Genomic DNA, 19,902 nt, shown 5'->3' on the forward strand with positions numbered 1-19,902 from the left:
ACTATCTTCCCCCTTATCCTCGGCCGATTTCTAAATCTTTATCAAGCATTTTTTTATTCGCATTTAATACACTCGTATTCGCTTCATACATTTTTTGAGCAACCATTACATTCGTCATTTCAGCAGTTACATCAATATTGGGATAACGTACATATCCTTCTTCATTTGCGTGCGGATGCGTCGGATCATACACTAAATTTTCCGTTTTGTCTGCTTCAATACTTTTTATTTTTACTCCGTTAGTAGGAGCCCCATCTAACATACTTGCAAAACTATTGTTTGATTCTAGCACCACACTACGACGCTCATATAAATCTGCCCCCGGAGCCGCCGTCGTATTTGCATTTACAATATTGTTAGAAGTAACTTCCATCCACTTTCTCGCTGTTGTTAGCCCTGAGCCACTTGCATTAATTGCCTGAAACATCCGTTGTCTCTCCTTCTACTTTTAACGTCCGCGTGCCGCTTGGTTAATTGCATATTGTGTATTAATTGCGTTAACTGAAATACCGTATAACTGATTTGCTTTCATTAAATCTAGCATTTCTGTCGTTACATCCACACTATTTCCGTCTTTATTCGTTTGCATTGATTTTGTTTGAATCTTTGCATATGTATTTTTCGTATTTACTGTCGGCAAGTGCATTTCATTCGTTTGATATAAATCTGGATTACTCTTTAAATCAGCCGCATTGTTTTTATATAATGCACTACTTTTATTCATCTGCTCAGCAAATGTTACATCTTGTGCTTTATAGCCAGGTGTATTCGCATTTGCAATATTACTAGAAACCGTATTTCGTTTCGTCACTAAATAATTCATATAATGGCTTACATCACTCACTAAATCTGGCATATTCCACACCCTTCCTTTTCTAACTTATTGATCCACTGATAGAAGTTTCACTTCATTATTTATTTTCTTATATGCATTTATTAAAATATTTACTATTATGTACCCTTACATATTTTATTCCATTTTTTCATTGTTGTCTTTAGAAAAATATAAAAATATAAAAAAGAATGCAAAAAACTGTATACACACAGTAATCTATAGAACATTTCAATATATAAACTAAAGTCCATTTTCTATTATTTAGATTACAATTATTATTTCATCACAGTCATAAAATGAAACCTCAATCAGCGGGTTCTTTATGTAAACGAAGGAATAGACCCCCTTTTAAAAGGGGAATCTGTTTCCAAACGTTATTATTAATATTTACCGTAAAATGAATTAGCCTTCATTCGCCCATCATTTGTCATAATCATTTCTTCCAAAATCTTTTGCTTATCCCGAATATGCTGAGCTGCCTTAATAATGAACGGGCTTACTTCTGCTGCAACTTGCGCACGCGTTTCTTCATCCAATGTCATCATCCAGCGATTTAACATCTCACTCTTCTCAGCAAACTCTCTGTCTGACACTTGCAATTCACCGATTTCATTAAAACAGCTGACAAACGTCCGATAAATATCATTGTTCATTTTCAAGTGCTCCGCGGTAACCGTCTATTAAATCTTGTAACACTTTCACAATTGCATCAATATCTTTCGCTTCACGAGTTACTTTCATCGTTTGAATTTGAATGCTAATCCAATCATATAAACCATAGAGACTATCATATAAATCTTTCGTAATTTCAGGGTTTAATTGAAGTTTTAGTTCTTCAAAAATACGTTCTAATTTTTCAAGAAGTGCGTCCCCTTCTTGTAGTTTAAAAGTATGTAAAAGTTCTTCTAAATTACGAAACTCTACAATACATCTTTCATAAATAAAAATTGTATTTTTAATCGGATTACTCGTCATAATATCATTTTGCATATAACGTTGCCATGCTTGCATACGATCACTTCCTCAACTTTCATTAATCATCACTTTTTTGTTTTGTCATTGCTTTAATTGTTTTTAGTTGGCTATCAAGCGCCGCCAATGTACTCTCTAGCTTTTGATACTTCTTCACAATTTCATCTTGCTTTTGCAAGTTTTGCGTCTCAATATCTTTAATCTTTTTATCTAAATCACTTACACGTGAGTCAATGTTTTTAACTCTCTCGCCGACCACACCTTTATCACCGAATAGTTTATCAAGCGGTTCTTCCATCATTTTTCCTAAACCGTTAGAACTAAAGAAAAATTGCTTCGCTGCATCGGGTTTTTCTTTTAATGCTTGTGTTAATTTTTCATCATTAACTTCCATCGTCCCATCTTGCTTTAATTGAATACCAAATGTGAATAAATAATTGCCATCTTGAGAAAATGTTACGACATTGTTCATTGCCTGACGTACACTTTGCATAATAGCTTGACCTTGGAAAGCTCCACCTTTTCCAGCAAAGATATCTACTGTAGAAACAGCTTTATTATAATCAGCTACCATTTTTTTAATAACATTCGATGCATCTGTTACGTTTGAATCACTTACTGTAAATTTCAGATCTATACCTTTTGCTTTTGGATCTGTTGTTGTACCAGCATCTGGCGCTCCTTCTACTTTCGGCTCAGTTACCTTTAACAACTCAATTTTCACACCAGGAAGAGCTTCAATTGTATTAGTAGAACCTTCCCCTTTGATACCATTAATAGTATACATAGCATTTTGTGCTTCATTGATTGTATTGAGCGCTGTGCCATCCGCCTTAGCTAAACCCATATCTTGAAATAGTGTAGATGTGTTCGCCTCAAACTTAATCTGTCCATCTGTTCCCTCTTTTTTCGAGGTCATGAAAATTTTATTTCCAAGTGTATAAGCTGATACGCCATAATCTCCATCATTAATCTTATTAATTAAATCTTTATATGTCATATCAGTTGTTACTTTTAGTTCTTTACCACCTAGTTTTAATGTTTCATCTTTAGGAAGCTTTGCATTTATATCTTTAATTTCATTTGAAGCTATTTGATGACGCTGTGCAAGCTGTGTAATCGTCATATTAAAAGTTCCTGCAATCGCACCACCATCAGCTTTTACATTAATATAACCGTCTTGTGTTGTCGTTACTTTTTTCTCATTTCCTTTAAAAGCCGCTAAGTTTTTAAAAGTTTGTGTAAAAGAACTAAATTCTGATTTTAAACTTGTATATAGTAGTTTATCATTTGTAAGGTCATTCTTTTCTTTCGTATATGGTGTTTTCCTCATATCTAAAGCATTCATTTCTAATTCGACGAAGTTAGAAGTATCGATCATATTATTTCCGAGGTTCCAAATTTGTTGTCTACCACCAATACCTGTCATCGTTGTTCCTGCCATTTTTCTCACTCCTTATAGATTACATGTAGTCTAAAATACTCGTTTTACTCATCGTACTAACCGCTTTAAGCGTCGCTTCATACGTTGCATTTATATATGCCAAGTCAGAAATTGCGACCGCTAAATCAACATCCTCAATTTCTTTACGGTTTTCTTGAAGTGCTAAATTTTGCTCACTTAAAATTGTTTTAAACGTCTCCATTGTGTTCATTGTTGAACCAACTTCAGTTGTACGGTTAATGATACCATCTAAGTTTTTCTTATTTTCTCCTAATAACGGTTGTAACGCTTTTTGGTCACCTTTTTGCATCGCTTCGCTCATCTGTTTTAACGTTTTTATAACCGGGGATAATAATGCTTCTCCGTTACGAAATGCCTTTAATTCATAACCATCATTTAATTGCCAGTTCACATCATTTTTTCCGCCCTGGTACGTACCATCTTCTGTAAATGGTGACTTTTCTGCACTATCACCACCGAAAATATAACGACCTTGCTCTTTCGTATTCGCTAAATATACAACTTGTTTTAAAATTTGATCAATCTCTGCACCGATGGCTTTCAATTCTTTTTCACCATTTGGCTCATTTAATGCCTGTACCGTTAATTGATCTGCTCTCGTTAAAGATTTAAAAATACCTTGTAAAGTATTTTCAGTTTGTGTTAATACATTTTTTGAGTCAGCTAAATCTTTTTGCATTTGTTCAATATTCGCCAATGAATGTTGAATCGCAAATGATTTACTCGCTGCAAGTGGATCTTCACTCATAAGAAGATTTTTCTTCCCTGAAGTTACTTGATTTCTATGGTATTGTTGTTGCACATTCAAATCCATTAACTGATTCTTTGCCCAGTTTGCATTTTGAAATGTAGATACTCTCATTTCTATCTCCTCCTTATATATTTCCAATCAATTATTATCACTTATCGAATAATCGAAAATAGACTATCAAACACTTCATTCATCGTAGTAATAGCTTTAGAGTTTGCGACGAAATATTTTTGGAAGGCCATTAAATTTACCATTTCCTCTTCCATATTTACACCTTCAACGCTCATTTTTTCTTGTTGAATACCTTCTAGTAAGTCGCCATGAATTTTTTGATAACCATTTACTGCACTTTTATCAGATGCAACACGAACTATAAATTGGTCTAATGCTTGTTTATAAGAAAGACCTTCTTTATAATCGTCATCTGTAACTGCTGCTAGTTTATTTGCTGTTTCAGCAGACATTTTCATTTTCGAAACATCTTTTTGGAATTCTGGATTTAACTTCATCTCTTTCGCATAATCTCCAACGAAGAAATCTTTTCCCATCACTGTATTCACTTGATTTTTCATCGAACTCATTAAGTCTTCGAGATTTTTTTTATAATCAACAATCTTCGCTTTCGTATCAATCGCTGATTTTATCGCCCCGCTAGTTACAGAGATTTCTGAACCGTAAATCTCAACTGACATTGGGTCTTTTTCTTTATTTAATTGAAGTGGATATGTATCTTGTCCATTTACTGTTAAAATACCATTCATTCTAACACTCGCGATATTAGGATTCATAGATTCATAAGATACTTCGATGTTTGCATACTTAGACATCTCTGTAACGATGCGATCTCTTTCGTCTAAAAGTTGATTCGGCACTTGTGTACCTGCTTGTCCAATTTTATGATTCGCTTCTGCTAAACTAGCAGCAAGACGATTAAATTCATTAACATGCGCCTCAATATCTTCTGCTGTCTGTGCTTCCACTGTATCTAAGTTTTTCGCAAGACGATTCACTTGACTTGTGAACTTCCCAGTTTCAGAAATTAATGTATCGTAGTAGTTTGGTTGTTCTGGATTTTTTGCCACTTCACGAAAGGCATTAAAGAAACCGTCCATTAAACTAGATAATGAATTCTTTCCTGTCGTTCCAACCATAGACTCTACACGTGATAAAGTCGAATTCATGTAGTTATAGTAAGAGAGTTGAGATAATTGATCATTAAACTGCTTCGTCTTTACCTCATCAGTAATACGGTCAACACCTAGCGTTTGTACACCGTAACCAATTCTCTGTTCTGGCGTATGACCATTGCTTGCTCCAACAGATCCGTAATTCACCATTTGACGCACATAACCCGGTGTATGAATGTTAGACAAGTTTTGTTTCGTTGTTTGTAACCCCATTTGAGCCGCTAACATGCCCGATAGCGGTGTATTATAATCAGATAATCTCATAAAGCTTCACTTCTCCTTTACAATAGTTCGTTCATAAAGATTTGCGAATTATTGTTTCGCTCTAAATTATATTCAGAAACAGAATCCACAATACTTTCTGTAGTTTTTAATAGTACGTTTAAGTAATATTGATTTTTCAAAAGAATCATTTTTACATTCTCTTCTAATTCAGTTACGTTTTTTTGTAATTCTTTCATTTTTTCAATTTCTTCTTGAGAAAAATACGAAAATAACGCACTTACACGAAATGATTCAACTCCTTGTTCTTTACAGAACTGAACAACCATTTCTTCAAATGAGCTTGATAACCCTTTTAAACCGTCAATGTACTGCAATTGCTCTACTTGCAACTTTTGAACTGCATTTACATTTTTATTTTTTAAATTCTCATATATTTGCTCTCCAAGCGCTTGAATATTTTCATACGCTTTTTGAATAATAACAAGCTTTTCATATAATTGTATGTACATATAGCTTCCTTCCTTTTACAAGACTAAATTCACAATTAAACCATGGATTTCTCCAATTTGATTTAACATTTCTAAATGTCCTGTTTTCGTATTAATTAAGTTCATCACATCTTCTAATTCATTCAATCCCATTTCTGCCTGTTTCACAATCGTCATTTTCTGTGAATATCCGTAACGTGGGTGACGAGACATGACATCTTTATACTGCAATACATTATCAACGTAAAAATTCAAAAATGATTTTACTGTATTTTTGTATTCCATTACATTATCAAGCGTTAATTCCATTTCAATTTTCTCTTTAATTTCTCCAATATTATCGACAAACGCTTCCATTTGTTCTAGTAATTTATCTTTTTTCGGATCTGCATGCAAATTATCCGAAAATGCAAGTCCTGTCCTGACATTTGCTTCTTTCGGCATTTGAGTAGCAGGTGGTATATGCGATAAAATTGGATTATGCGAGATAGAACGTAGCATATATATCACCTATTTATTTTTTTATTTCTTCCTAAACTTAATCGTAAAATCCAGTTATTTATAATTATACTCTGAACAGTAATATTTTGCAGTTATTTTTTATAAAAGATATGTTACAATTTAGCATGAGGTGGCACAATTCTATGAATATTTTCCTTTGTGGTTCAAATCAATTAACAGCATTAGATCAAGAAGAAATTAAAAAATTTTTAACTGACTATGCTCACAAACATAAAATTTACATATTATGTTATAAATCTATTGAAAATGAGGTTCTTCGTTTTTTCGTTGAGAATGAAAGACTCGCTCAAAATTTATGCCTTTACACGCTGCAACCATTGCAAGCAATTACAGGTGAATTCCAAGAAGTCGTTGATTACTTAAAAAAACACGGAGCCGAATATGTTGCTTTTGATCATCCTTCTGACTCCATTTACCGATCAGATTATATGTTTTTTGTTAAACAAATTATTGAAGACACTGATTTAGTTCTCTGTTTTTATAATGGGGACAAACATACATCTGTCATCCCTGTCGATGTTGCAAAAGAAGCAGGTATTGATGCTGTCATTTATGATTTACCAGGATTACATGAAAAGCAAATGAAAAAAAGCTTTGAACAAAAAATTCGTATGATGTAAAGGGGGAGGCACAATATCATTATTGTGCCCATTGTAAATATGATAATTGAACAAGATTATGATCATTTTATCGCGAGTTTTAAACAACAATTCAATATGGACATCGCTTCATATAAACAAGATAGAATGCGCCGTAGAATCGATGCTTTCATTTCGAGAAAAGGCTTCGAAAACTACACTAATTTTTTAAACAAATTACGCGCTGATCAAAATTTATTTTTAAATTTTATTGACTATATTACAATTAACGTTTCAGAGTTTTTTAGAAATAAAGAACGATGGCAAACTTTAGAGTCGAAAGCACTACCAAAATTACTCGAACAAAATAGCGGAAAATTAAAGGTATGGAGTGCCGCTTGCGCTGCTGGTGAAGAACCGTATACACTCTCTTTAATTTTATCGAAGCATCTTGCTCCATTTCGTTTTGAAATTCAAGCAACAGATCTTGATTTTCATATTTTAGAAACCGCAAAACGCGGTCAATATACAGAACGTTCGTTAAAGGAATTACCTACTGATTTGAAAGAACGTCATTTCACAAAAGAGAATGATCTATATTCATTGCATCAAAACATTAAACAAAACGTCTCGTTTAAACAACATGACCTTTTAATGCAGTCATTCGATACAAATTATGATTTGATTATTTGTCGCAATGTAATGATATATTTCACAGAAGAAGCAAGAGTAAAACTTTACGAAAAATTTAGTCGTTCTTTACGAAAAGGCGGTGTACTATTTGTTGGTAGTACGGAACAAATTTTAACACCCGAACGTTACAATCTTCAGCGATTTGATACATTCTTCTACGAAAAAATATAAAAGAGGTCGTCACAATGGAGTGACGACCTTTTTACATAACTCGAATTAAAATAATACCGACAATCCATACAAAGAGAAAAAGAAGCGTCATAGACCATTTATGTTCTTGCATCGTTTGTTTCAATGCCTGTGATAATTGTGTCATGTTCATTTCCGCAAGCGCTCTCCATACACTTACATCCCGATCTTTAGCAATGCGGTCTGTAACACTAATTAAAATTGTTTCGTTAGACAATTTCGTTATATAAGCAGTAATAACCGTTACCATCAAATTTATATTTCCTTCTGAAGAATCACTTTCCACTCTAGAGATAAGTGCACTCACATCTAGTAACGGAATATGTACTTTTCTACCAAATGATAGTTGTACTTCAGCGAAATCATATGTTCCATCTAACAAAGGAAGTTCTTTTATATGCGCCTGCTTAACAAGCCCTTGTAGGCTTCTAATTACTTGTTCAAATATTTTTTCTGTTTGCTTACCTTCTCCAGATAACGTATGTAACTTTTTAAAAAGTTGTAACACTGTATCCATCTCTTTAGAAAGCATTTCCTTCATAATCTTTCCATCACTTAAACTTGCAAGTAAAATGCCTATTTCATTATTTTTCGAAATAATTTTAGACTGTCCAGTAAACACTAAATTGCTACGCTTTCGTTCTTTCTGGATTTCATGCTCCGAAATAGCTGCAGGCTGTTTTAATGGTTGTAACGCCTTATCTTCAATTGTCGTACGTTTAATCTCCATTTAAGCGCCTCCACTACTATGAAATAATTAGCCCCATTCTTTATTACTCTTTAAAACTAAAAACAGTACGAATAAACCTGACATGATAGTAAACACATCAGAAGCTTGCACTCCCTGTTCACCTTTTTCTTCTTTCTTGTCTTTCGGTTCTTCTTTTTGTTCTTTCTTTTTAGAGGCAACTTGTTTGTTATTTTTCTCTTTTTGGTCCTTCGCCTTATGTACTTCCTTGTTGTCTTCGAACGGCTCTTTTATAACGTAAGTAAATTCCTCTTTCTCTTTCAACGGTTCTTTTATAAACTTATTTACTTTCTCATCTCGCTTCGGAATTTGAACAACTGGCAAATTTTCTTCTGGAACCGGGTTTTTGACTTTGGAATCTTCTTGCTTCTCATTTTCTTTCTTATCTTCTAATTCATTTTCTAGTTTATTATCTAATTTATCTTCTTTCTCTTCTATCTTTTTATCATCTTCATTTTTTGGCGCCAAAACAGAAATGGTATATTCACTTTCCTCAACAAGTTTATTACCTGCTGCATCTATTATCTCTACAAGTAATTCGTATGGCCCAGCCGGCAATGCTTCTGTTATTTCAAATACTTTTTGCCAATCCATATCATGCTTGTTGTAGTCTAATAAAAACGAAAGCTCTTTATTTTCTTTCCCTTTTAATGTAACGCGCACTTCTTTTACAACCGATTCTATATCTGATGCTTTTACTCGTATATGTATAGAATCTCCCTGTTTTCGTTCAACTAAGTTCTCTTTTACTTCATCAATAGTAACTTTCTGTAACTTTGGCAATTCTTTATCTATAGTTGGCGTTTCATTTTTAATACGAATGAGCGGGACTTTCACTTCATTTTTTATGAGCTCTTCTTTCTCATTCTCTTTGTAACTTTGAACGAGCTGAAGATTCCAATCACCTTGCAAATCAAAATCCCCTGCTTTATAGTTAGCAACCCAGCTCTTCGTTTCTTCATCATACTCAAAAGATAACATTCTTTCTTGCGCATATTGCTCCCCATTTTTTTGTAACTGCAATATACCTTTCATACTTTGAATGTTTTTCCCATTTGGTTCTACAGCAATTCGCACCTCTTCGCCAACTTTAAGCTCCGGCTTATTTACTGTAATAATTCCCTGTTCTGTTTCTATCTTTCTTTCACTCAATTGTTTATTTACTACTTCTTGTTGTTCTGCTTCTTTTTGTTTCTCTTCATCTTGCTTCGTTTCCACTTGCTCTGACGATTCTTGAGATTCCTTATTTTCTTCTTGTACATTCACTTCATTTATTTTTTGATCTGACTCAATTTGTTCCTCAGCCTGACTTTGCAAGGGGAAGAACAAGCATACATGTATGCATAGCCAACTCATTAGAAAAAACTTTACGTTTTTCATCTACTAGTTCAAACTCCTATTTCAATGCCTTATAGTGATTTCGTCACTTTTACTCCGAAAAATCCATCTACATTTACAAGTTCACCATACGCCACTAATACATCATTTACATAAATACGAATTGGTTCATCAATATCCTCATCTAGCACAACTGCTTCATTTTCTTGTAAACTTAATATATCTTGAATCGTTTTCACTGTACTTCCAAATACAAATTTCACGTTCATTTCTACATTTTGTAGAATGGACGTGTCCATATATACTGGTTCCATTTGTTTTACTTCTTTAAATTCAATAGGTTGCACAACTGGTTCTACAATTTTTTCTTCTTCAATTTCTTCTGTGGCAATCTCTTCTTCTTCCACCATCGGATACAGAAGTCGCCTTACCATTTCTTTCGCTTCAGAAATTGGCAAAATTTGATACATTTTCGATTGAAGCAGATCACCAATTTCAAGATTGAACGTAATTTGAACGAGTTCGTCCACTTCCATTGACTCTCCCAAATACTCCATTTCTTCTTTTAACGTTACAAATTTAACATTTGGCGGCGTCATGTCCATTTTTTCTTGGAACATTTCTGACATCGCCGTAGCAGCATGACCCATCATTTGGTTCATAATTTCTTTAATACCGCTCAGTTCTAATTCAGTAAGCTCTTTTTCCGGATCAACTTCCCCTGTTCCCATCATCATTAAATCTACCATTGTTAAGGCGACATCTTTCGTAAATACGAATACATTCTCATTCTTTAGCCCTTCAACAAAGTCGACATTTAAAATAACAAATGGCACTGGTACTCCATCATAATGACGAACATTAATTGCTTCCACATTTGGTGTACTAATTGTAACTGGCTGATTTAAAAGCGTTGACAATACTGTTGAAGCGGAACCAATTGAAATATTTGCAATTTCACCAAGCACATCTTTCTCTTCTTGTGTTAAATGCTCTTTTTCAACTTGTTCTTCTACAATCTCAGTTTCCACTACTTCTGATGGTTCGACTGTTTCTTCTACTTCACCAGATAATTGCATTAATTTATTTACCATTTGTTTCGCATGCTCAACTGAAACAATTTGTACAAGTTTAGAGTTTACAAGATTATCTATCTTTAAATCAAACGACACTTTAACAATCGTATGATTCCCATCGATTTCAGAGATTTTCTCCATTTCTTCTGATAACTTTACAACTTTAATCGTCGGCGGAGACATATCTACTGTATCTTGGAAGAATTCCGACATAGATGTAGCTGCGAATCCCATCATTTGATTCATCGCTTCTTGTACAGCACTTAGCTCTAATTCACCAAGTTCTTTTCCGTCCTCCACTTCACCTGTTCCCATCATCATTAAATCAGCAATGGATAATGCAACATCTTGCTTAAGGACAAGAAGGTTTTCCATATCTAATCCTTTTGTAAAATGAATGTTTAATACAACATGTGGAACTTCGACATCTCTTGAATCATATAAATCTACCAACTCTATGCGAGGAGCAGTAATGCTTACTTGCCTATTTAAAATTGTTGATAATACAGTCGAAGCTGAACCAAATGATATATTTGCAATTTCGCCAAGAATATCGCATTCTTGAGGCGTTAAATGCTCATTTTCTTTTTCTAGCACAATCGTGCTTGTATCCCCTTTTGTGTGTTGCTCAGGCATTTTCCCTGCCTCCTCATTTCTGTTTTTCTATCAAATAATATAAACTCTTATTTTAGCAAACTCATTAGTATAAAACGTTACTATGTATCCCATTATTAGATTCGTAGCAATTAGCCAAAAAGCTCCCCAATTGTATACAAGTGGGGAGCTTTCCTTCATTCCTATTATAAACCTTCTGGGTTTAAAATGAGGACCACTCGTCCATCACCGAGAATCGTCGCACCAGAGAAATAGTTAGAACTCTCTGCAAAGAAGTCACCTAATGACTTTAAGACTATTTCTCTTTGACCGATAATTGTGTTTACAATAAGTCCATAGCTGCGATGTGTATTACGAACAATTAACACAGGAACCATTTGACCATCATATGACGCAAACGCCTCATCTACTGTTTTTTCACCAAATACAGTACTTAAATGTTTCACTTCAATAATTTGATTACGATAATTTAACACATCTTTCCCTTGTAAGGATTGGATGTCTTCTCTCTTAATTCGAATTGCTTCAACGATATTTCCAAGAGGTAAAGCATAACGCTTATCATTCGTTTGAACAAGCATAGATTGAATAATAGACAACGTTAATGGAAGTTCAATTCTAAATGTACTTCCCTTTCCTTCCTCAGAATCAATAATTAAATGTCCACCTAAACTATGAATCGTATGTTTTACAACATCTAATCCGACACCGCGTCCAGAAAGATCTGATACAACTTCAGCTGTACTAAATCCTGGTTGGAAAATAAGATCAAACACTTCACGATCTGTTAATCTATTCGCATCCGCTTCAGTTACAACGCCATTTTTAATCGCTTTTTCTAATACTTTCCCTTTATTAATACCGTTTCCATCATCCGTAATTTGAATAACGACATGATTTCCACTATGAAAGGCTTCTAATTTAATCGTACCTGTCTCATTTTTACCTGCATCACGTCGTTTTTCAACAGTTTCAACACCGTGATCGATTGCATTTCGAATTAAATGAACGAGCGGATCACCGATTTCATCAATAACAATTTTATCTACTTCAGTATCTTCACCTGTAATTTGTAAATCGATTTTTTTCCCTAAATCTTTCGCTAACATACGTACCATACGCGGGAAACGATTGAACACAGTTTCAATCGGCACCATACGCATATTTAATAGTACATTTTGAATATCTTTTGAAATATCGCCTAATCGATTTAAATGTTCAATTAGCTCCTTGTTTTGAATTGTTTGAGCCAATTCATCAATGCGCCCACGTTCAATTACACTTTCTTCAAACATATTCATTAATCTTTCGATTTTCTCTAATTGAACACGAATTGAACGATTCTCCACTTTAGCATTTTTCGTTTTTGTAGTACTTTTAGCTGGCATAGTACTTGAAGGTTGATTCGTTGCCTCTATCGGTGATTTTACTTGCGTAACCACAGCAGGTTGTAGCTTTTCTTCTACTTGCACAACTTCTTGTGTCACGACTTTTTTAGAAGCTACTTCCTTCGATATAGGTTCTCCTTGCTTTACTTCCACTTTCTCAATTTCAGAAACATGAAGTACTACTTGTTTCAACTCTTCTATACTACAATCCGTATCCATAAATACTGTAAATTCAAATCCGAAAGCATCTGCTTCAATTTCTTCAATACTCGGAGCTGTTTTTTGTATATTCCCTACATTTTGCAATGCTTCAATACACATAATGGCACGTACTGCTTTTAAAATCGCTTGCTGTTCAACTGTTATATGCACTTCATGCGAAACTCCATCATCGGTGTCTATATGATTTTGCTCTATATGTTCCGTAGGAGTTTCTACATTGCCGTTCAATAATGCTTCTAATTTCTGTTTAGTTGAGGCTACATCAATATTGCCCATTCCACCTTGTTGCACATCTGCAACCATCTTCTCCAAATTATCAATGCACTCAAAAATCACATCAATAATATCCGCATTTACAACTATATTTCCATGACGAATTTCATCTAACACATTTTCCATCTTATGCGTTAAATCAGCCATTTCCGTAAATTCCATGCTCGCAGACATACCTTTGAATGTATGAGCGGATCGGAATATTTCTCCTACAACATCCATATCAGCAGGATTTTGTTCTAACACTAGCACATTTTCATTTAGCGACTGTAAATGTTCTTCTGACTCTTCGAAAAATATATTTAATAGATCTGTTTGCATTTTTATCCCCTACCTGTCTAACAAACATTTCATTTATGTATAACAATTTAGTGTTTTACAATGAGAAAAAAGGGGGCCACACGTCGATCCGCTATCACTGTTTTGATTCCTTGTGGCACCCCTTCTATATTAACTATTTGCTACTTTTGTTAAAGCTTCAATTACACGATCCGCTTGGAATGGCTTTACAATAAAGTCTTTTGCCCCGCCCTTAATTGCATCTAATACCATACCTTGTTGTCCCATTGCAGAACAAATAACAACCTTTGCACTTGAATCAATTTTAATAATTTCTTTTAATGCTTCAAGCCCGTCCATTTCTGGCATAGTAATATCTAATGTTACAATATCAGGTTGAAGTTCTTTATACTTTTGAATTGCTTCTACCCCATTCTCTGCTTCGCCAATAACTTCAAATTCAGCATTACTTTTTAATAAGTTTTTAATCATCGTTCGCATAAACATCGCATCGTCTACTACTAAAATTTTATGTGCCATTCTTTTTAATTCTCTCCTTCTATGTATAAGTATATCTTAATATTTCACCTTATCATTCTCACTCATTATACAAAATAAAATGATAAAATTTAATATTTTTTCAAAAGAATTTTCGTATTTTTATTATTTTATTATTAAAATAACAATATACTACTCTTTTATATAAATAACAACGCGACGGTTCTTTTCCCAGTTTTGCGGTGAATCATTTGGTACAATTGGCTTTGTGTCTGCATATCCTACCGCAGCTAGCCTTTTATCGTCCACATTATACACTTCAATTAAATGGTGAATCATATTTGCCGCTCGTGCTGAAGATAACTCCCAATTAGAAGGGAATTTCTCGTTATGAATAGGTCTACTATCTGTATGTCCCTCTACAACAATTGGGTTAGGTACGGATTGAAAAAATCCAACTAATTGACTTATTATCCCTTTCGCTTCGGGCTTAACGTTCGCATCGCCTGTATCAAATATTAAATTATCTACTATAACGACGCTTACCCCTGTATCCTCTCGATATACATTCACTTGACTAATACCGTTATTATCTACATACGCTTTTAACTTCTTATATAATTCATCCATTCTCTTTTTTGAAATCATTTTTTCATCATTTTTTTCATGTGAAATATCCGGTATTGTATTTTCCATTACTTTTGCATCTACTTGCTCCGTATCACTAAACTTTTCAAGCATCTTTGACAATTTTACTGCATCTTGCTTTGATGTAGCAACTAGTAATACAAAGAAAGTTAATAATAACATCGTTAAATCTGTAAAAGTCGTCATCCAACGAGGCGATCCCTTTTGCGGTCCTTTACTCATCATACCACTCCTTGAAATATTAGGCTGCTCCTTTTACCTTTTTTACCTTTGTTTCGTATACGTATGTATCCAGTTTCAACTTTAATTTAGAAGGGATTTGTCCACGATACAATTCTGAAATAGCTTCTATTACAAACTTCTTCTCTGTATATAAATCTTCAATACCACGATATACTTTTTCCGCAAGAGGGATTGCAATCATATTCGCAAGTACAGACCCATATAATGTCGTTAACATCGCAACTGCCATCCCTGTACCAATTTGCGATGTATCTTGTAAGTTTTGGAGCATAATGATAAGACCAATTAAAGTCCCTATCATGCCCCAAGCTGGAGCAAAATCACCAATTTTATCTAATAATGCTGCTCCTTTTCTTAACTCATACACTTCCGTTTCAATATCTTTCAATAACACTTCTTTTAATTCATCTTCATCGTAACCGCTTAACATTAATCGAATTCCTTTTTGAATAAAAGGATTATCCACTTGCTCTCCATCTACCTCTAAAGAAAGCAAGCCGTGCTTTTTAGACTTTTTCGAAAAATCGACAAACAAATCCGTTAACTGTTCTAAATCTTCTTCTCTTCTATGTAAAACAGTAAAAATGCTTTTCGTATATTTTTTTATTTCTCCAAATCGATATGCCACAACAATTGTCGCTGTTGTTCCCCCTATGACAATTAAAATAGATGAAACATCTAAAAAGTTTTTGAAAGCTTTTATTCCACCGCCACCAAGCATAATTGCCGCTATCACTATAATGAAACCTACTATAATGCCCACTGGGCTAGAAATATCAAACTTCCTTTTTCTTCTTTGTGGTCTAGCTAATACTTGATTTTTCTCTCCCATATTTCTGCCCTTTCCTTTCCATTTTTATATAACATTTTTTTATTTTAATAATACGTTTTCACATATAACATGTATTATACGCTTGTCATCTGTTTATCGCAATATACTCATGAAATTGACACATTTCATTTCTATATTAGAATTATGGTATGAATAAATGAGGAGGATCACGATGGAACACAACATTTTACAAGTCATTGCATTAGCAGAAAAACTAAAATATGAAATGCGACATAGCTGGCTTTCCAACGGACGTCAAGAAAGTGTTGCCGAACATACATGGCGCATGTCTCTAATGGCCATTTTAGTTGAACCTTATTTGGATCAAAAAGTAAGTATTGAGAAATTACTTAAAATGGTTATTATTCACGATCTAGTCGAAGCCGAAGCTGGTGATATCCCTGCATTTGATACAATGAATAGTCATGACTTACAGCTACAAAAACAAAAAAATGAACTAGAAGCTATTTTAAATATTAAACAAACATTAACAGGTTCTCTCGGTGAGGAATTATATGACTTATGGATGGAGTTTGAAGCGAAAGAAACGTACGAAGCAAAAGTTGCTAATGCACTCGATAAACTTGAGGTGAAAATCCAGCATAACGAAGCTGATATTGATACGTGGCTACCAATTGAACATAAAATGACATTCCAAGTAGCAAAGCATACAAACTTTGATTCTTTCCTATCTAAATTACAAAAAATCATTGAACAAGATGGAGAAAAGAAGTTAATTGCTGCCGGCATTGATGTTGAGGCATGCAAGCAATAATGAAATAAGACACTCAACAAGAGTGTCTTATTTCATTATTGTTGATATAGCCTGCTTATAAATAAGCTGTTGTTTTCCATCCACTAAGATTAAAAGTGTAAATTTATCCACTCCAACAACTTCTCCTATTATTCTAACGCCACTCTTTAAGAAAATTGTAACTGTACCTTTTTCTTCTTTTATTTGTTTATACAATTCTTCCTGTAAATGTTCCAATTACTGTCCTCTCCTTTCTGTGAAACATCTTAATATAAAAAACTATAAATTTTTTATTTATGCACTTTGTCTTTTATGTTCATAAACTTATTAATAAGTATATCTAAATCACGACTAAATAACAAAACTTTATCATGATCCAATCCGTGTCTCGCAACAAGTTGAATTAACTCTTTCTTTTTGTTTTCTATTTTATTTTTTAATTGTCCCATCTCCATCTCTATACTAAAACTCCCTTTTCCCATAATATTACTTGTAAAATTATAGTACATATTCTCTCATAAAAAAATAAGAAAATGGTTTTTTTTACAATTTTTTATTTTTTATGCCTAAATTATGAATTACGTAAAGGTTTATTTACAAATCACTAACATGCAATCCTAATGAATCTACAGGCATTTGTCTAATTATAAATGAGACTGGCTCGTTTTCTATACAAAAAACATACTGTATATAGTAGTCCATGAACCATATAGATTAACTTATTAAAAAGGAGGAAAACATATGAGTTATGGTGGAAGTTGCGCTGGTTTCGGCGGTGGATTTGCTTTGCTTATCGTACTATTCATCCTTCTAATCATCATCGGATGTAGCTGTTGGGGTGGCGGCGGATACGGATATTAATATATCCTATCCTTGAAAAATGAACTAAAAACTATAGAAAAACAGCTCAAATATGAGCTGTTTTTTTTCATACTTTCGTATGAATTTATATCCCTCTTATTTGCGATTTCAACTAACAAAATATCGTTTAATATGGAGGAAGAAACATTTTACTAAGGAGGATTACAATGATTAAAGGTCTTTACGAAGCACAATTACCTGTTGGACTTCCTACAGAGGAGAAAGTGCATGTAAGCGAATGGAAAAAACAAGTTCAAGCATCATCAATACATAAGGATTAATCTATTTATGTCAGTTTCTTATTCCACACTTCTTAAAACAAATAAAAACTTCAATAAACTATTTTATGGGCAAACATTAAGTGTACTTGGGGATTGGTTCCATACGGTAGCTTTATTAACATTTGTCTACAGCATAACGGAATCGCCGTTTATGATCGCACTTACTTTTATAAGTAAAGGTTTACCACAGCTTCTTCTTAGTCCATTCATAGGCTTAATTGTAGATCGTTTCTCTAAAAAGAATATTATGATTTTCACCGATATTACACGGGGAATTCTAGTTCTTACATACTTACTCGCAGGCTATAAAATTGAGATTATTTTCATTGCCAATATATGTTTATCCGTACTTTCTTGTGTATTTGAGCCGGCTAAACAAGCAGCCTTAAAAAATATCGTACACCAAAACCATTTCGTAACTGCTAACTCTCTTTCTAGTACAATTACTGGTTTTATGTCTATTATAGGTGCTTCTTTGGGCGGGATACTTACACAATCTTTACATATTGAGTTCGCTTTTTTAGTAAATAGCCTATCATACTTTATTTCAGCCTATTTTATTTATAACATGAGTATTCCTGCTCATGATACTTGTAACAAGAACAAAGCATTTTTCACTGATATAAAAGGTGGTTATACATACATATTACAAACAAAAATCATTTTAACATTAATTCTTGTCGGCATTTCATGGGGCATTATTGGAGGCGCTTATCAACTACTTCTAACGATCTATGCCGAAAAAATTTTCCATACGAACATTGGGATTTTATATACGGTTCAAGGGGCTGGGCTTATGATAGGAAGCCTTCTCGTTAATCTTTATATATCCCATAATAAAGAAAAAATGAAAAAAGTATTCGGTTGGGCCTACTTATTACAAGGAATTTTCTTTCTCGGATTCATTCTATCCGATCAACTTATTATCGGTATCATTACTTTATTCTGTATGCGTATAGCAGGAGGAATCATCGTTCCACTTGATACGACATTACTTCAAACTTACACACACGAAAATATGATAGGTAAAGTTTTTTCATTCCATTATTCTATTTACGGATCTCTTATTCAGTTATCGATGTTTTTTACAGGAGGGCTGTTAGAAATTCTTTCTCCTCAAATGATTGGCAGTTTATTAGCTACATGCTGTATTTTTGTAAGTTTTATATGGCTGTTCTTGTTTTATCGCGGGGATCTCAGTGAATAATTTAATGATAATCAATACATTTTGATCCCATTCATTATTTGTTTCCCCATAATAAAATTGTTTCAAAATGTAAGTCGGATTTTTTAGTTAAAGAGCCTTATATGGCAATACTATTTGAGAAAAAACTAGATATTTATGTTAAAATACAAATGAGTTTGTGAAATATTGCACTTAAATAATAGACTTTAACTAGTTAAACTTGATTAAATAGGAGGGCTGTTTTGGGTATCACATTCATTTTCGTATGTATTATATTAGTGGCTTCTATTCTGCAAGCAAGTACAGGTTTTGGCTTTTCCATAATGGCAACCCCTTTCTTACTTATGTTATTTCTACCACAAGAAGCTATACAAATAAACATTATTTTATCTTTAATTATTTCCATTTCACTCATTTGGAAAATAAGAATGGACGTTGATTTTGTTCTACTGAAAAGGTTTATTTTTGGAAGTATAGTTGGTGTTCCTTTTGGCATTTTAATTTTCATTTCCGTTAACATAAACACTTTTAAATTAGCAGTTAGCATCCTACTCTTACTATTAACATTATTGCTAATATGCAACGTTAAGATTAGATCAACACAATCTAGAGATTTCATAGTTGGTGGATTATCTGGTCTTTTAACGACAAGTATCGGTATGCCCGGCCCACCCCTGTTACTTTATTTTACAGGAACTGATACTAAAAAAGAGAAGTTAAGAGCAACTACATTAGCTTTTTATTTGTTTATATAT

24 protein-coding genes are annotated in these 19,902 nt (G+C 33.5%); 6 read left to right on the forward strand and 18 right to left on the reverse strand.

Annotation, left to right across the window (positions count from 1 at the left end):
• Positions 1-13: 13 nt before the first annotated feature.
• The 9 genes from flgC to MR107_RS11275 form a co-directional block, all read right to left on the reverse strand.
• A complete protein-coding gene (flgC, locus tag MR107_RS11235; protein WP_000484680.1) occupies positions 14-427 on the reverse strand; it encodes a flagellar basal body rod protein FlgC in 414 nt (137 codons plus the stop codon).
• Positions 428-448: 21 nt separating this feature from the next.
• Positions 449-856, reverse strand: coding sequence for a flagellar basal body rod protein FlgB (gene flgB / locus MR107_RS11240; protein WP_001113109.1), 408 nt, complete (start codon positions 854-856; stop codon positions 449-451).
• A 359-nt stretch (positions 857-1,215) separates the two neighbouring features.
• On the reverse strand, positions 1,216-1,488 hold the full coding sequence (locus tag MR107_RS11245) for a hypothetical protein (RefSeq protein ID WP_001058088.1): 273 nt from the start codon (positions 1,486-1,488) through the stop codon (positions 1,216-1,218).
• A complete protein-coding gene (locus MR107_RS11250; RefSeq protein WP_001149516.1) occupies positions 1,478-1,846 on the reverse strand; it encodes a flagellar export chaperone FliS in 369 nt (122 codons plus the stop codon). The genes MR107_RS11245 and MR107_RS11250 overlap by 11 nt, the downstream gene beginning before the upstream one ends.
• Positions 1,847-1,868: 22 nt before the next feature.
• Entirely contained in the window at positions 1,869-3,251 is a 1,383-nt protein-coding gene (locus MR107_RS11255; RefSeq protein WP_059303962.1) for a flagellar hook-associated protein 2, read from the reverse strand.
• Positions 3,252-3,270: 19 nt separating this feature from the next.
• Entirely contained in the window at positions 3,271-4,134 is an 864-nt protein-coding gene (locus MR107_RS11260; RefSeq protein ID WP_001266403.1) for a flagellar hook-associated protein 3, read from the reverse strand.
• A gap of 41 nt (positions 4,135-4,175) precedes the next feature.
• Complete coding sequence (gene flgK / locus MR107_RS11265; protein WP_001239711.1) at positions 4,176-5,474, reverse strand: flagellar hook-associated protein FlgK; 1,299 nt, start codon at positions 5,472-5,474, stop codon at positions 4,176-4,178.
• Positions 5,475-5,491: 17 nt separating this feature from the next.
• Entirely contained in the window at positions 5,492-5,944 is a 453-nt protein-coding gene (locus tag MR107_RS11270) for a hypothetical protein (protein WP_000275879.1), read from the reverse strand.
• Positions 5,945-5,959: 15 nt separating this feature from the next.
• Complete coding sequence (locus tag MR107_RS11275; RefSeq protein WP_000946323.1) at positions 5,960-6,424, reverse strand: YaaR family protein; 465 nt, start codon at positions 6,422-6,424, stop codon at positions 5,960-5,962.
• Between the two features lie 143 nt (positions 6,425-6,567).
• On the opposite strand from MR107_RS11275, the gene MR107_RS11280 reads away from it, so the two are divergent.
• Together MR107_RS11280 and cheR are read left to right on the forward strand one after the other, a co-directional pair.
• On the forward strand, positions 6,568-7,065 hold the full coding sequence (locus MR107_RS11280) for a flagellar motor switch protein FliG (protein WP_242292377.1): 498 nt from the start codon (positions 6,568-6,570) through the stop codon (positions 7,063-7,065).
• A 39-nt stretch (positions 7,066-7,104) separates the two neighbouring features.
• Complete coding sequence (gene cheR, locus MR107_RS11285) at positions 7,105-7,887, forward strand: protein-glutamate O-methyltransferase CheR (RefSeq protein WP_000582879.1); 783 nt, start codon at positions 7,105-7,107, stop codon at positions 7,885-7,887.
• Positions 7,888-7,918: 31 nt separating this feature from the next.
• On the opposite strand, the gene MR107_RS11290 is transcribed toward cheR, so the two are convergent.
• The 7 genes from MR107_RS11290 to MR107_RS11320 all read right to left on the reverse strand — a co-directional run bounded on the left by MR107_RS11290 (position 7,919) and on the right by MR107_RS11320 (position 16,065).
• Positions 7,919-8,635, reverse strand: coding sequence for a hypothetical protein (locus MR107_RS11290; protein ID WP_000403951.1), 717 nt, complete (start codon positions 8,633-8,635; stop codon positions 7,919-7,921).
• 27 nt (positions 8,636-8,662) lie between these two features.
• Complete coding sequence (locus MR107_RS11295; protein WP_242292378.1) at positions 8,663-10,033, reverse strand: transglycosylase; 1,371 nt, start codon at positions 10,031-10,033, stop codon at positions 8,663-8,665.
• A 29-nt stretch (positions 10,034-10,062) separates the two neighbouring features.
• The gene (locus tag MR107_RS11300; protein ID WP_001115005.1) at positions 10,063-11,703 is read right to left on the reverse strand and encodes a flagellar motor switch protein; all 1,641 of its coding nucleotides are present in this window, start codon (positions 11,701-11,703) and stop codon (positions 10,063-10,065) included.
• 164 nt (positions 11,704-11,867) lie between these two features.
• Positions 11,868-13,886: a chemotaxis protein CheA gene (locus MR107_RS11305; protein ID WP_001192618.1), complete on the reverse strand. Its 2,019-nt coding sequence runs from the start codon at positions 13,884-13,886 to the stop codon at positions 11,868-11,870.
• Between the two features lie 129 nt (positions 13,887-14,015).
• Positions 14,016-14,384 carry a response regulator gene (locus MR107_RS11310; protein ID WP_000940568.1) on the reverse strand — a complete coding sequence of 123 codons (369 nt, stop codon included), beginning with the start codon at positions 14,382-14,384 and terminating at the stop codon, positions 14,016-14,018.
• Positions 14,385-14,534: 150 nt separating this feature from the next.
• Positions 14,535-15,212: an OmpA family protein gene (locus tag MR107_RS11315; RefSeq protein ID WP_000033625.1), complete on the reverse strand. Its 678-nt coding sequence runs from the start codon at positions 15,210-15,212 to the stop codon at positions 14,535-14,537.
• Positions 15,213-15,231: 19 nt separating this feature from the next.
• Positions 15,232-16,065, reverse strand: a complete 834-nt coding sequence (locus tag MR107_RS11320; RefSeq protein WP_000504191.1) for a flagellar motor protein MotP — start codon at positions 16,063-16,065, stop codon at positions 15,232-15,234.
• Between the two features lie 172 nt (positions 16,066-16,237).
• Between MR107_RS11320 and MR107_RS11325 the strand changes: the two genes are divergently transcribed.
• On the forward strand, positions 16,238-16,840 hold the full coding sequence (locus MR107_RS11325; RefSeq protein WP_000400779.1) for an HD domain-containing protein: 603 nt from the start codon (positions 16,238-16,240) through the stop codon (positions 16,838-16,840).
• Positions 16,841-16,867: 27 nt separating this feature from the next.
• Here the strand turns inward: MR107_RS11325 and hfq are convergent, their stop codons facing one another.
• Together hfq and MR107_RS11335 are read right to left on the reverse strand one after the other, a co-directional pair.
• Entirely contained in the window at positions 16,868-17,056 is a 189-nt protein-coding gene (gene hfq / locus MR107_RS11330) for an RNA chaperone Hfq (RefSeq protein ID WP_000400663.1), read from the reverse strand.
• Positions 17,057-17,109: 53 nt separating this feature from the next.
• Positions 17,110-17,328, reverse strand: a complete 219-nt coding sequence (locus tag MR107_RS11335) for an aspartyl-phosphate phosphatase Spo0E family protein (RefSeq protein WP_000291688.1) — start codon at positions 17,326-17,328, stop codon at positions 17,110-17,112.
• Between the two features lie 232 nt (positions 17,329-17,560).
• Between MR107_RS11335 and MR107_RS11340 the strand changes: the two genes are divergently transcribed.
• From MR107_RS11340 to MR107_RS11350, 3 genes are all read left to right on the forward strand, one after another.
• Positions 17,561-17,680: a YjcZ family sporulation protein gene (locus tag MR107_RS11340; RefSeq protein ID WP_000120179.1), complete on the forward strand. Its 120-nt coding sequence runs from the start codon at positions 17,561-17,563 to the stop codon at positions 17,678-17,680.
• A 288-nt stretch (positions 17,681-17,968) separates the two neighbouring features.
• Complete coding sequence (locus MR107_RS11345; RefSeq protein ID WP_000117055.1) at positions 17,969-19,168, forward strand: MFS transporter; 1,200 nt, start codon at positions 17,969-17,971, stop codon at positions 19,166-19,168.
• 221 nt (positions 19,169-19,389) lie between these two features.
• Positions 19,390-19,902 (forward strand): sulfite exporter TauE/SafE family protein (locus MR107_RS11350; protein WP_242292379.1); only part of this gene is annotated, 513 nt, incomplete at its 3' end.

Source organism: Bacillus cereus group sp. BfR-BA-01441 (assembly GCF_022663075.1).
Classification (GTDB): Bacteria; Bacillota; Bacilli; order Bacillales; family Bacillaceae_G; genus Bacillus_A; species Bacillus_A cereus.